The following is an 11,776-nucleotide window of genomic DNA, read 5'->3' as shown; positions in this document are numbered from 1 at the left end:
CAGGAAGGACTGAACATGTTTCTCTTGACCAGCATGAATCTCTTGCTCGACGGACGCGGCAGTGATGACGCACGGCGGTACGACGGCGGGCCCTCCGGTGAGGCCGGCGCGCCGGTTGCGTTCCCCGCGGGCCAGCTCACCTCCGCTGCCTGGGAGGGCTGGTGGCACGAGGACGCTGCGTAGCGTCCTCAGCCGTGGGCTGCGATAAACGCGGCCACGGGGGCGGCAAGGGACGCACCCACCTCCTCGGCTGGCCGCTTCTTTCCCGCCACCGCGAACGAGTGGTCACCGCCCTCCACCCAGTGCAGCACGGCGTTGGACCCGATCCGGGACACGACATCCGACAGGATTTCGGGCGTGGCAAATGTGTCGCGGGTTCCCTGCAGGAACAGCATGGGCGCGGTCATCCCGTACAGGTGCCCATCCCGGAGTTTTTCGGGTTTCCCTGGAGCATGCAGGGGATAGCCAAGGTACACCAGGCCCCTGGCTTCCATGCCCTCGGCAACGGCCATGGATGCCATCCTTCCGCCGAATGATTTGCCCGCCGCCCAGAGCGGACCACGGTCGCCGTTGGCGGCAGCCTGCCCGCGGGCGGCGGCCATTGCGGCCTGCCAGGCGGCAATGGCCGCCGGAGGGCGGTCCGGGAATTTCCGCCCTGCCTCCCGGTACGGGAAATTGAAGCGAAAGGTGGCCAGGCCCAGGTCATTGAGGGCGTCCGCGAATCCGCGGAGGAACGGGTGATCCATGCCGGCACCTGCACCGTGCGCCACCACTACAGTTGCGGTGGGATCTGCGGGGCGGGCGTAGACGGCGGAAATTGAGGTCTCGCCTACGGGGACGGTGAGCTGTTGATCGGATGCCGGCATGTGTCCATCATGCCGGAGGGCTGGCTGGCGTGCCGGTACGTGCCGGGTACTTGCCAGTGCCTGCCGGTGGCGGGGTGTACGTTGTCCCCATGGCGAGCGAACAGACCACCATCACGGTTCAGGGCCCCAACGGGCCGCGCGAGATGCGCATTTCCAGTCCCAGCCGAGTCCTTTGGCCGGAACTGGGCCTTACCAAGCTGGACCTGGTGAACTACATCTGCGACGTGGGGGAGGCGTTCATCGCCGCCAACGGGGACCGGCCCGTGGCGCTGCAGCGGTTCTCCGGCAACATCGACGGCGAACAGTTCTTCTCCAAGAATCCGCCCAAGGGCACGCCGGATTTCATCCGTTCCGTCAAGGTGGTCTACCCCAGCGCAAGGTCGCACCCGCAACTGGTGTTCGACGAGCCGGCGGCAGCCGTCTGGGCCGTGCAAATGAACACGGTGGTGTTCCATCCCTGGCCATCCCGGGCGGAAAACACGGACAACCCGGACCAGCTGCGCATTGATCTTGACCCACAGCCCGGAACAGACTTCGATGACGCCGTCCCTGCCGCCCTGGTGCTGAAGGACGTCCTGGCCGAGGCGGGGCTCACCTGCTTCATTAAGACCTCCGGAAACCGCGGACTCCATGTTTACGCACCCATTGAACCGACTCGCGAGTTCCTGGACGTCCGGCACGCCGTCATCGCCGCTGCCCGGGAAGTGGAGCGCCGCATCCCGGACAAGGTGACCACGGCCTGGTGGAAGGAAGAACGGGGCCGGAGGGTGTTCCTGGACTTCAACCAGGCCAACCGCGACCGCACCATCGCCGGCGCCTACAGCCCGCGCGCCCTCCCGCACGCCCCGGTCTCCTGCCCCATCACCTGGGAGGAACTGGAGCACGCGGATCCAAAGAAGTTCACCATCCTCACGGTTCCTGAACGGCTGAAGAAGCTGGGAGATCCCTGGGCGGATTTCCACGCCAGCCCCGGCACGATCGACACGCTGCTGGAGTGGTGGGACCGCGACTGCAAAGCCGGCCTGGGGGAGATGCCCTTCCCGCCGGACTACCCCAAAATGCCGGGCGAACCGCCCCGGGTCCAGCCCAGCCGTGCCCGCAAGCAGGACTGACCCAAGCAGGACTGACCCGCGCGCCCCAAAGAGGGGCACTTTGACACGGATACGCCGGGCGTCGTCGCAATTTACGACGACGGGTGGCTGCAAAGTGCCCCGGGATGGCTGCCTGCCGCCTGCCCTGGAGGGGCCGGGGGAGTTACTCGAACCGGGACGGGTCTCCCATACCGCGGCGGACCACCTCGGCCACCCCGCTGGAGAAATCAACCACGGTGGTGGGCTCGGCGCCGCAGTCACCGGCGTCGATCACGGCGTCCACCTGGTTGTCCAGCCGTTCCTTGATCTCCCAGCCCACGGTCAGCGGTTCCTCCTCATCCGGCAGCAGCAGCGTGCTGGACAGCAGCGGCTCGCCCAGTTCCGCGAGCAGTGCCTGGACCACGCGGTTGTCCGGAATCCGCACCCCCACGGTCTTCTTCTTGGGATGGAGCAGGCGCTTGGGAACCTCCCTGGTGGCGGGCAGGATGAAGGTGTAGCTGCCCGGAGTGACGGATTTGATGCTGCGGAACACGTCATTGCCGATGTTCACGAACTGTCCCAGCTGCGCGAAATCACGGCAGACCAGCGTGAAGTGGTGCTTGTCGTCCAGGTGGCGGATGCTCCTGATCCGGTCCAGGGCCTCCCGGTTGCCCATCTGTGCACCCAGGGCGTAGCAGGAATCCGTGGGGTAAGCCACCAGGCCGCCGTCGCGGATTATGTTCACTGCCTGCGCGATGGCGCGCGGCTGGGGGTCATCGGGATGCACATCAAAGAATCGGGCCATGCCCCGAGCCTACGTTCCCGCGGCCCGCTCCGCACCCCGTTCCGCATATCCGGCACCTGCCCAATGGAGCCGGACAGGGCTACCCGTTCATATCCTGGTATGCGGGTGAACAGGGGGGTCTTCCCCTACCGGGGTGCAGCCGGATGGGGCAGGATGTTGTCTGCCGCCAGTTCCCGCTGACGCAGTTCCGGCCCTGTGAAGGAGAACCTGCCATGCCAACAATCCTCAATCCCTACCTGAGCTTCCGGGACAATGCCCGCGATGCAATGAACTTCTACCAGTCCGTGTTCGGCGGCGAGCTGACACTCAGTACTTTCGGCGACTTCCAGGCAAGTGAGGAACCTGCCGAAGCGGAGAAGATCATGCACGGCATGCTGACCACCACGCAGGGCCTGGTGCTCATGGGTGCCGACACCCCCAACAGCATGGAGTACCATCCGGGTTCCTCCATTTCCATTTCCATCAGCGGCGATGATGAAGTGGAGCTTCGCGGTTACTACCAGAAGCTGAGCGGCGACGGGGGAGCGGTGACTGTCCCCATGGAAAAGTCGCCCTGGGGTGACGTATTCGGCATGTGCACCGACCGGTTCGGTGTCGCCTGGCTGGTCAACGTCAACACCGCCCAGGCCACGCCGGCGCCTTGATATCTGACAGGGCGGCCAGTGCGCAGGAGTGCCGGCCCGTCCCGCACGGAACTGCCCCCTGGCCTTGAGGCCTGACCTCCAGGCTGCGACGATTAAGCCGTGAGGACCCTCATGGAGTTCCTGTCCGACAAATGGTGGATGGTGTTTCCGCTGATGGCGACAGCCGGCCGCTGGGCAGGCGGCTGGCGGCGCGCCGGCGAGCGCCGATACCGGCGTCAGGTTGAACTGTACAAACTCCAAAACCAGGTGCGCGAAGCCGACAGGGCGTCCGAGGCCGAGGTCCAGGCGCTGATGGCAACCCATGACGCCACCAACCGGCGGTGGCTTGAATACGAGCTCGACGTGGGCAAGCTCATCGATTACCCCCTTATGACGGACGTCCGCGAACCGCTCACGGTGGCCTTCCTGCGCGCAAAGCGGGAAGCCGACGGCCAGCGCCCGGCCTCCGCCAAAGACCTGCAATCCGTGGCTGCCCTGGACTCCTACCGGCAGGCAGTCAACAACTTCGCGGTGGCCCTCGACGTTGCCGAGCGCGAGGCCAGGCGGATCAGGGACACGAAGTTCACTGGACCGGAACGCCAGCGGCTGGCCACGGCACGGAAACTGCTGATGATCGCGGAGAACCAGGCGGCTAGCCCGGCCGAACGGCAGACTGCCTACAAGCGGGCCCGACGCGAACTGGACGGACTCATCGTCCTTCCGGACGTTACTGTTGCGGCCCTTGAGGAGAAGATCGCCCCCCAACTGGATGCCGGCCCAAGGCCACCGCAGTTCCACCAGGGCTAAGATTCCCGCAAGGTGCAGCGTGGGGCGAACACTCTACTTGGACGTCGACGGCGTGGTCTGCCCGTTCGGCCCGGAAGGATCCACTGGCTGGGGGTCCGCCTGGCAGCGCGCCGACGCTGGACTGTTGCCCGTCACCTTCGCCGCCGAACTCGTGGCCGGGCTCAACTCCCTCGCCCTGACGCCGGGGCTGCGTTGTGTCTGGCTGACCAGCTGGGAGGAGCTGGCGCCGCAATACCTGTGTCCCGCCGTCGGGCTCGCCGGCAGCAACTGGCCCTACCTTGCTGCGGATGGCGCAGCGGGCGGCGCCCGCTGGTGGAAGCTCCGGGCCATCCAGGAAGACGTCGAGAACACCGTGCCTGACGCCGTCGCGTGGGTGGACGACCAACTGGCGTTCGAGGCCGAAGCGCAGCTATGGACACGTTTCCTCGGCAGGCGCATCCTCACCGTCTCGCCGCATCCGCGGCAGGGAATCACGCCTGCGGAACTGGACCGGCTCCAGTCTTTCCTGGCCCAGGCCTTGTTTTGACCTCATGCCAGGGACGCGTACGATCGATAAGGTTTCCCGCCGGTTTGTGCCGTCGCCGCAAGTCATTCCACGCCAACAGCTGGTGAACTATGCTGTGCAAGGCAGCCTGGTGAGAGAAACTGCTGAACGTCGACTCTGCAGATTGGGCAACAGGTGGATATCACCTTCATGGTGGCGCTGGTCATCGCACTGGCACTATTTTTCGACTTCACGAACGGCTTCCACGACACCGCGAACGCCATGGCAACGCCCATCGCAACGGGGGCCATCAAGCCCAAGACAGCCGTGGCCCTGGCAGCCGTCCTGAACCTGGTGGGCGCCTTCCTGTCCACCGAGGTGGCCAAGACCGTGTCCGGCGGCATCATCCGCGAGGGGTCCGGTGGCGTCCAGATCACCCCGGAGATCATCTTCGCCGGGCTGATGGGAGCCGTCCTGTGGAACATGATCACGTGGCTGAAGGGTTTGCCGTCCAGCTCATCCCACGCCCTTTTCGGCGGACTGATCGGCGCGGCAATCGTCGGCGCAGGGTTCAGCTCCGTCAACCTTGAGACGCTGCTCCAGAAAGTCATTCTGCCGGCCGTCTTCGCCCCGCTGATTGCCGGCGTTGCCGCTTACGTGTGCACGCGCCTGGCCTATGCCCTCACCTCGCGGCACGACCCCGAGACGGGCACCAAGCTCACCCAGAAGCGCGGCGGCTTCCGCACCGGCCAGATCTTCACTTCCAGCCTGGTGGCCCTGGCGCACGGAACCAATGACGCCCAGAAGACCATGGGCATTATCACACTCGTCCTGATCGCCGCCGGAAGCCAGGCGCCCGGCTCCGGTCCCCAGTTCTGGGTGATCACATCCTGCGCCCTCGCCATCGCCATCGGCACCTACTCCGGCGGCTGGCGCATCATCCGGACCATGGGCTCCGGCCTGACCGACGTCAAGCCCGCCCAGGGCTTCGCAGCCGAGACCAGCACCGCCACGGCCATCCTCGCCTCTTCCCACCTTGGCTTCGCCCTCTCCACCACACAGGTGGCATCGGGTTCCGTCATCGGCTCAGGAATGGGACGCCGCGGGACCACCGTCCGCTGGAACATGGTGGGCAAGATCGCGCTGGGATGGCTCTTCACCCTGCCGGCCGCCGGTATCGTCGGCGCCCTGACCGCCCTGCTGGTAAAGACCGGCGTCGTCGGTGTGCTCATCGCCGCCATCGCCGGCAGCGGCGCAGTGCTCTTCATGTTCTTCTACTCACGCAAGTCCTCTGTAAGCCACCAGAACGCCGTCGAGGTGGAGGAAGCCGGCCAGGCCGTCCGGTTCGCCAAGAAGAAGGCCATGGCCCGCGCCCGGGCCGAAGCCAAGGCAAAAGCCAAGGCCGACGCCAAAGCCAAGAACCCCAAGGAGAATCGGCGATGAAGTGGTTGGAACTCCTGACTGTTGCCGGCACCACGCTGATAGCTGCAGCAACAGTGGTCACCCTCTACTCGCTCGGCGTCCGGCTGACCGCCATCGCCGCTGACGCAGAGCAAACGTCCCCGGGAATGAAGCGCTCCTTCGCCTACCTCTGCTTTGGCCTGTGCGGCCTGGCGATCATGGTGGGGCTGTACCTGATCATTCCGTACTTCTCGAAGTAGCACGTTCCCGGAAGCCGCGGTCCGGGCAGCGCGGACACGTTGATCATTCCGGACATTTGGCCATGCCGGACAGTTGGCCGTGCCGGACAGTTGGCCGTGCCGGGGCGGTTGGCTAGGCTGGGGCCATGGCGCGCATCCAATACTTTGTGGCCGCATCCCTTGACGGCTTCATCGCCACATCCACGGATGATCTGGGCTGGCTGCTGCAGTTCGACGGCTTCGAGGGCGGAGCGGACAGCTACAACGACTTCATGGCCGGTGTGGGCTGCATCGTCATGGGCGGCGAAACCTACGCCTGGCTGATGGAGCACGAGCCCGGCGGGTGGCCGTACACCGGCACGCCCAGCTACGTCTTCACCCACCACGAATACCGCGCCCCGGACGGTGCCGACATCACATTCGTCCGGGGGGACATCCTGGAATTCGTCGCGGACTTCCGGCGGTCCGCCCGGGACAGGAACATCTGGGTGGTGGGCGGCGGCAACCTGGCCGCCCAGTTCGCGGACGCCGGGCTGCTGGACGAGATCATCCTCTCCGTCATTCCCGTGGTGCTCGGCAGCGGGAAGCGGCTGTTGCCGATGAAAGGCCCGACGCCGCCACTTGAGCTGGCTGCCTCACGCACCCTGGGCAGCGGGATCGTCGAGCTGCGCTACCTGCTGCCCGCAAGGCCTGACGCGGGGGCCTGACGCCTCCCGCCTCAGACGGCGTCGTCCCGGAGCAGGTTGGTGATCCGTGCGGTTGAGAGGCGCCGTCCGCCGGCGTCGGTCATGACGATTTCATGGGTGGTCAGCGTCCGCCCCAAATGAATGGCGGTGCACGTGCCCGTCACCAGGCCCTTCGCAACGGACCGGTGGTGCGTGGCGTTGACCTCAATGCCCACAGCGTGCCGGCCCGGCCCGGCGTGCATGCCGGCGGCGAACGAGCCCAGGGTTTCCGCCAGCACCACGTGTGCGCCGCCATGGAGGATTCCGGCAACCTGCGTGTTGCCTTCCACCGGCATGGTGGCAACGGTAAGTTCCGGGCTCATTTCCAGGAAACGGATCCCCATCTTGACCACCAGGGCGCCGACGCCGAACCTGCCCAGCCAGCCGTGCATGTGGTCGGGAATTCCGGCGGCTGCCAGCTCCTCGGCGAAAGCGCCCGGCGTGAAATTGTCTGTCATGGCAACTAGGCTGGCACCTGTGAGTGAAACAACCAAACCGGCCCCTTTCCCGTCTCCGGCCATCGATGAGGAGGCTGCCGTGCAGCCTTCGTCGTCCCCCCGCAGGACTGCTGCAAAGGCCGCCACCCCCGCTGCCGGTGGGTCTGTTTCCGCCACGGAAGCACCGGTCGTTCCCATGACCGGCCAGCCGCGGCTGCTGGTCCTTGACGGCCACTCCATGGCGTTCCGCGCCTTCTTCGCGCTGCCGGCGGACAAGTTCTCAACCTCCAACGGCCAGCACACCAACGCCATCCACGGCTTCACCTCCATGTTGATCAACCTCATCAAGGAGCAGCAGCCCACCCACATCGCGGTTGCTTTCGACGTCTCGGACGAATCCACCCACCGGAAGACCGAGTACAGCGAATACAAGGGCGGCCGGAACGAGACCCCCCGGGAGATGAGCGGCCAGATCGACCTCATCGGACAGGTCATGGAGGCCTGGGGCATCAAGACCATCAAGATGCCCGGATACGAGGCCGACGACATCCTGGCCACCCTCGCAACCATGGGTGACAAGGCCGGATTCGAGGTGCTGCTCGTCTCCGGGGACAGGGACGCCTTCCAGCTCATCACGGACAACGTCTTCGTGCTGTACCCGCGGAAGGGCGTCAGCGACATCCCCCGGATGGACGCCGCCGCCATCGAAGCCAAGTACTTCGTCAGCCCGTCCCGCTACTCCGACCTCGCCGCCCTGGTGGGGGAGACCGCGGACAACCTCCCCGGCGTGCCCGGCGTCGGGCCCAAGACCGCGGCAAAGTGGATCAACCAGTACGGCGGCCTGGAAGGCGTCCTGGAACACCTTGACTCGATCGGCGGCAAGGTAGGCGACGCCCTGCGGGAGAACGTCGACGCCGTCAAGCGGAACCGCCGGCTGAACCAGCTCCACACCGACCTTGACCTCCCCGTCACCCTGGACGACCTCTACCAGCCCCGCCCCGACCAGGCGGCGATTGAAGATCTCTTCGACCAGCTTGAGTTCAAAGCCATCCGCGGCCGGCTGTTTGCCCTCTATGGCGAGGCTGACACGCCCGCCGCCGAACGCGAAAGCATCGAAACCCCGGATTACACCACCCCTGCCGGCGCCGCCGTACTGGCCGCCTTCCTGGCTGCCGGTGCGGGCCAGCGGTCCGCCCTCGCCGTCGACCTCGTGCCGGGCCGGATCGGTGAGGACGCCGCCGCCCTGGCCATCGTGCGCGGTGACGCCGCCGTCTACGTCGACCTTGCCGCCCAGGACGCCGAGACCGAGAACGTTTTGGCAGCGTGGCTGCGTGACCCCGAAGCGCCCAAGGTGATGCACGGCTTCAAGGCGGCGCTTAAGGCGCTGACGGCCCGCGGCCTGGAGCTGGAGGGCGTGGTGGATGACACTTCCATCTCGGGCTACCTCATCCAGCCGGACCGCCGCAGCTACGAACTCGCCGAACTCGCCCAGCACCACCTCAACGTGGGAATCCCGGCCGCCACCGCCAAGGCCGGGCAGCTGGAACTGTCGTTCGACGGCGACGACACCGCCGCCGCGGACGCCCTGGTCCAGGCCGGCGCGGTGGTGCTGGCCCTCAGCCGCTACTTCAAGGACGAGCTCAAGGAGCGCCGGGCGGAGGAACTGCTGTCCACCCTGGAACTTCCGGTCAGCCGCGTCCTCGCGGACATGGAACTCGCCGGCATCGCCATCGACATGGACAAGATGGACGAGCAGCTTGCCGACCTCGCGCGGGTCATCGACCAGGCACAGGAACAGGCCTTCGCGGCCATCGGCCACGAGGTCAACCTGGGCTCACCCAAGCAGCTGCAGAACGTCCTGTTCGACGAACTGCAGCTCCCCAAGACCAAGAAGATCAAGTCCGGCTACACCACCGACGCCTCATCGCTGAAGAACCTCCTGGAAAAGACAGGGCACGAGTTCCTGGTGCAGCTCATGGCCCACCGCGAGGCCGCCAAGCTGCGCCAGATGCTTGAGTCGTTGAAGAAGTCCGTGGCGGAGGACGGCCGGATCCACACCACCTACGCCCAGAACGTGGCGGCCACCGGCCGGATCTCGTCCAACAACCCCAACCTGCAGAACATCCCCATCCGCAGCGAGGAAGGCCGGCGCGTCCGCGGCATCTTCGTGGTCAGTGATGGCTATGAATGCCTGTTGTCCGCCGATTACTCCCAAATCGAGATGCGCATCATGGCGCACCTCTCCGGGGACGCTGGGCTGATCCAGGCGTACAAGGACGGTGAGGACCTGCACCGCTTCGTCGGGTCAAACATTTTCCACGTCCCCACGGACCAGGTCACCAGTGCCATGCGCTCAAAGGTGAAGGCCATGTCCTACGGCCTTGCCTACGGCCTGACCTCCTTCGGCCTGTCCAAGCAGCTGGAGATTTCCGTTGACGAGGCCCGCACCCTCATGAAGGACTACTTCGACCGCTTCGGCGCCGTCCGCGACTACCTGCGGGGAGTGGTGGACCAGGCAAGGGTGGATGGCTATACCGCCACCATTGAGGGCCGCCGACGCTACCTGCCGGACCTCACCAGCACCGACCGCCAGCTGCGCGAGAACGCAGAACGCATTGCGCTGAACAGCCCCATCCAGGGCTCCGCAGCGGACATCATCAAGCGCGCCATGCTGGGCGTCCACGCCGAGCTGCAGGCGCAGGGGCTGAAATCCCGGATGCTGCTCCAGGTCCATGACGAACTGGTCCTGGAAGTCGCGGCAGGGGAGCGGGCCGCCGTTGAGAAACTCGTCACCGAGCAGATGGCGGCAGCCGCGGACCTCAGCGTGCCCCTCGAAGTCCAGATCGGCGTCGGGCCCAGCTGGTACGACGCCGGGCACTAGGCCCCGCGCGGAGCCTCCTGGTCCAACGCCGGGGCGTTTGTGCTGGTCAGACGCCGGATTCATTGGCTAGGCTCGGGTAAATGGGTGATCTGAGCGGAAACTATGAAATCCGGCGGTTTGAGCCGGCGGCCAAGGACGATTCCACGTATCCGCAGACTGTTGCCTGGATGCGGGCTGTCGCCTTCGGTTTCCACGATGCGCGCCGCACCGATGAGCGGGTGGACAGAGGCGTCCAGATGCAGCGTGCCGACCGGCGGGTGATGACCGGTGCTTATCAAACAGGGCCGGTGGCCGGGTATTCCCTGGGGGCGGACGTTCCGGTTGCGACCTTCGGTACCTTCGATAAGACGCTGAACGTTGGGTTTGGGCGGCTGCTCGACACCCGCCTTGTCACCGCCGTGACAGTGCGGACCTCACATCGGCGCAGGGGGCTGCTGCGCCGCATGATGGCCGGGGAGCTTGAGCTGGCACGCCGGGAAGGCCTGGCCATCGCGGCACTGACGGCCTCAGAGGCCTCGATCTACCGCCGGTTCGGGTACGGCGTGGCTACGCGGGAACAGTCGGTCACGGTCGATACCAGCAGGCGCTTCGTGCTGAACCACGAAGCCACCGGCTCCGTCGAGGTGGCCGATCCCAAGGTTCTCCTGGAGCTGGCCCCGAAGGTGTTCGAACAGCTGCACCTCGTCACGCCCGGTTCGGTTGACCGGCACGAGTTTTACCGCCAGCTGGCGTCCGGGTCCATCAGCCGTGCCGAGGACGAGGATCCGAAGGTGAAGGTGGCGCTGCACTATGGGCCTGATGGCGACGTGGACGGTTACGTCTCCTACAAGTTCGCCGGCTGGGACAACACTCCGTACACCATGGAGGTGGTTGACCTGGTGGCCGCCACCCGCGCCGCCTACCTGGAGCTTTGGCAGTACCTTGCCGCCATCGACCTCGTCGAGCGTGTCACGTGGGAAGAAGCGCCGGTTGATGATCCGCTGCCATGGGCACTTGAGGACGCCCGCTGCGTCGAGGCCTCAGAGCCCCGCGACATGCTCTGGCTCCGGATCCTCGACGTCGCGAAGGCCTTGGAAGCGCGCTACTTTCCCGACGACGGCAGGCTGGTCCTTGAGGTGCTCGATCCGCTCGGTCTGACCGCCGGGACGTACGCAGTGGAGATCAGGCGTGGTGAGGCCGCCGTCGGGCGCGTTGACGCCGGGGAGGAGCGCGACCTGACACTGGATGTCTCGGCGCTGTCCTCCATCTACCTCGGCGCGGTCTGCCCGGTGACCCTCACCGCCGCCGGAAGGATCACCGAGCACACCGAAGGCGCCGCTTTAAGGGCCCGGCAGCTGTTCGCGGTTGAACGGGCAACGCACTGCCTCACCCACTTCTGAGACCCCCGCACCCCTGCACGGCCGCTTTGACCCCGCTTGCCGGCAGCGACTAGAATAAA

General features: G+C 66.1%; 13 protein-coding genes. 10 read left to right on the top strand and 3 right to left on the bottom strand.

The genetic code is table 11. The features are described 5' to 3' along the window. Positions 1-15 precede the first annotated feature (15 nt). Positions 16-183: a hypothetical protein gene (locus QFZ57_RS15585; RefSeq protein ID WP_306631239.1), complete on the top strand. Its 168-nt coding sequence runs from the start codon at positions 16-18 to the stop codon at positions 181-183. A gap of 5 nt (positions 184-188) precedes the next feature. Here the strand turns inward: QFZ57_RS15585 and QFZ57_RS15580 are convergent, their stop codons facing one another. Next, positions 189-866 carry an alpha/beta hydrolase family protein gene (locus QFZ57_RS15580; protein WP_306631238.1) on the bottom strand — a complete coding sequence of 226 codons (678 nt, stop codon included), beginning with the start codon at positions 864-866 and terminating at the stop codon, positions 189-191. An 89-nt stretch (positions 867-955) separates the two neighbouring features. On the opposite strand from QFZ57_RS15580, the gene ligD reads away from it, so the two are divergent. Next, positions 956-1,978: a non-homologous end-joining DNA ligase gene (gene ligD / locus QFZ57_RS15575; RefSeq protein ID WP_306631237.1), complete on the top strand. Its 1,023-nt coding sequence runs from the start codon at positions 956-958 to the stop codon at positions 1,976-1,978. A gap of 142 nt (positions 1,979-2,120) precedes the next feature. On the opposite strand, the gene QFZ57_RS15570 is transcribed toward ligD, so the two are convergent. Continuing rightward, a complete protein-coding gene (locus QFZ57_RS15570; RefSeq protein ID WP_306900861.1) occupies positions 2,121-2,741 on the bottom strand; it encodes an L-threonylcarbamoyladenylate synthase in 621 nt (206 codons plus the stop codon). Positions 2,742-2,953: 212 nt separating this feature from the next. Here QFZ57_RS15570 and QFZ57_RS15565 point away from each other — a divergent pair, with 212 nt between their 5' ends. From QFZ57_RS15565 to QFZ57_RS15540, 6 genes are all read left to right on the top strand, one after another. After that, positions 2,954-3,385, top strand: a complete 432-nt coding sequence (locus tag QFZ57_RS15565; protein WP_306631235.1) for a VOC family protein — start codon at positions 2,954-2,956, stop codon at positions 3,383-3,385. 111 nt (positions 3,386-3,496) lie between these two features. Next, on the top strand, positions 3,497-4,171 hold the full coding sequence (locus QFZ57_RS15560; protein ID WP_373461315.1) for a hypothetical protein: 675 nt from the start codon (positions 3,497-3,499) through the stop codon (positions 4,169-4,171). A gap of 19 nt (positions 4,172-4,190) precedes the next feature. Beyond that, positions 4,191-4,697, top strand: a complete 507-nt coding sequence (locus QFZ57_RS15555) for an HAD domain-containing protein (RefSeq protein WP_306900859.1) — start codon at positions 4,191-4,193, stop codon at positions 4,695-4,697. 153 nt (positions 4,698-4,850) lie between these two features. Beyond that, positions 4,851-6,098 (top strand): inorganic phosphate transporter, encoded by a 1,248-nt coding sequence (locus tag QFZ57_RS15550; RefSeq protein ID WP_306631232.1) that lies wholly within the window; start codon positions 4,851-4,853, stop codon positions 6,096-6,098. Continuing rightward, positions 6,095-6,316 carry a hypothetical protein gene (locus tag QFZ57_RS15545; protein WP_306631231.1) on the top strand — a complete coding sequence of 74 codons (222 nt, stop codon included), beginning with the start codon at positions 6,095-6,097 and terminating at the stop codon, positions 6,314-6,316. The genes QFZ57_RS15550 and QFZ57_RS15545 overlap by 4 nt, the downstream gene beginning before the upstream one ends. A gap of 125 nt (positions 6,317-6,441) precedes the next feature. After that, positions 6,442-7,002: a dihydrofolate reductase family protein gene (locus tag QFZ57_RS15540; RefSeq protein ID WP_306900858.1), complete on the top strand. Its 561-nt coding sequence runs from the start codon at positions 6,442-6,444 to the stop codon at positions 7,000-7,002. A gap of 11 nt (positions 7,003-7,013) precedes the next feature. On the opposite strand, the gene QFZ57_RS15535 is transcribed toward QFZ57_RS15540, so the two are convergent. Next, positions 7,014-7,478: a hotdog fold thioesterase gene (locus QFZ57_RS15535; protein WP_306900857.1), complete on the bottom strand. Its 465-nt coding sequence runs from the start codon at positions 7,476-7,478 to the stop codon at positions 7,014-7,016. Between the two features lie 217 nt (positions 7,479-7,695). On the opposite strand from QFZ57_RS15535, the gene polA reads away from it, so the two are divergent. Together polA and QFZ57_RS15525 are read left to right on the top strand one after the other, a co-directional pair. Then, complete coding sequence (gene polA, locus QFZ57_RS15530) at positions 7,696-10,338, top strand: DNA polymerase I (RefSeq protein WP_306901594.1); 2,643 nt, start codon at positions 7,696-7,698, stop codon at positions 10,336-10,338. An 80-nt stretch (positions 10,339-10,418) separates the two neighbouring features. Then, the gene (locus QFZ57_RS15525) at positions 10,419-11,717 is read left to right on the top strand and encodes a GNAT family N-acetyltransferase (protein ID WP_306900856.1); all 1,299 of its coding nucleotides are present in this window, start codon (positions 10,419-10,421) and stop codon (positions 11,715-11,717) included. Positions 11,718-11,776 lie beyond the last annotated feature (59 nt).

This window comes from Arthrobacter sp. B1I2, from assembly GCF_030816485.1.
Classification (GTDB): domain Bacteria; phylum Actinomycetota; class Actinomycetes; order Actinomycetales; family Micrococcaceae; genus Arthrobacter.
This window is presented reverse-complemented; position numbering and strand designations above follow the sequence as displayed.

Coding starts and splice junctions, on each gene's coding strand:
- QFZ57_RS15585 (WP_306631239.1), top strand. CDS start 16: ATGTTTCTCTTGACCAGCATGAATCTCTTGCTCGACGGACGCGGCAGT.
- QFZ57_RS15580 (WP_306631238.1), bottom strand. CDS start 866: ATGCCGGCATCCGATCAACAGCTCACCGTCCCCGTAGGCGAGACCTCA.
- ligD (WP_306631237.1), top strand. CDS start 956: ATGGCGAGCGAACAGACCACCATCACGGTTCAGGGCCCCAACGGGCCG.
- QFZ57_RS15570 (WP_306900861.1), bottom strand. CDS start 2,741: ATGGCCCGATTCTTTGATGTGCATCCCGATGACCCCCAGCCGCGCGCC.
- QFZ57_RS15565 (WP_306631235.1), top strand. CDS start 2,954: ATGCCAACAATCCTCAATCCCTACCTGAGCTTCCGGGACAATGCCCGC.
- QFZ57_RS15560 (WP_373461315.1), top strand. CDS start 3,497: ATGGAGTTCCTGTCCGACAAATGGTGGATGGTGTTTCCGCTGATGGCG.
- QFZ57_RS15545 (WP_306631231.1), top strand. CDS start 6,095: ATGAAGTGGTTGGAACTCCTGACTGTTGCCGGCACCACGCTGATAGCT.
- QFZ57_RS15540 (WP_306900858.1), top strand. CDS start 6,442: ATGGCGCGCATCCAATACTTTGTGGCCGCATCCCTTGACGGCTTCATC.
- QFZ57_RS15535 (WP_306900857.1), bottom strand. CDS start 7,478: ATGACAGACAATTTCACGCCGGGCGCTTTCGCCGAGGAGCTGGCAGCC.
- polA (WP_306901594.1), top strand. CDS start 7,696: ATGGCGTTCCGCGCCTTCTTCGCGCTGCCGGCGGACAAGTTCTCAACC.
- QFZ57_RS15525 (WP_306900856.1), top strand. CDS start 10,419: ATGGGTGATCTGAGCGGAAACTATGAAATCCGGCGGTTTGAGCCGGCG.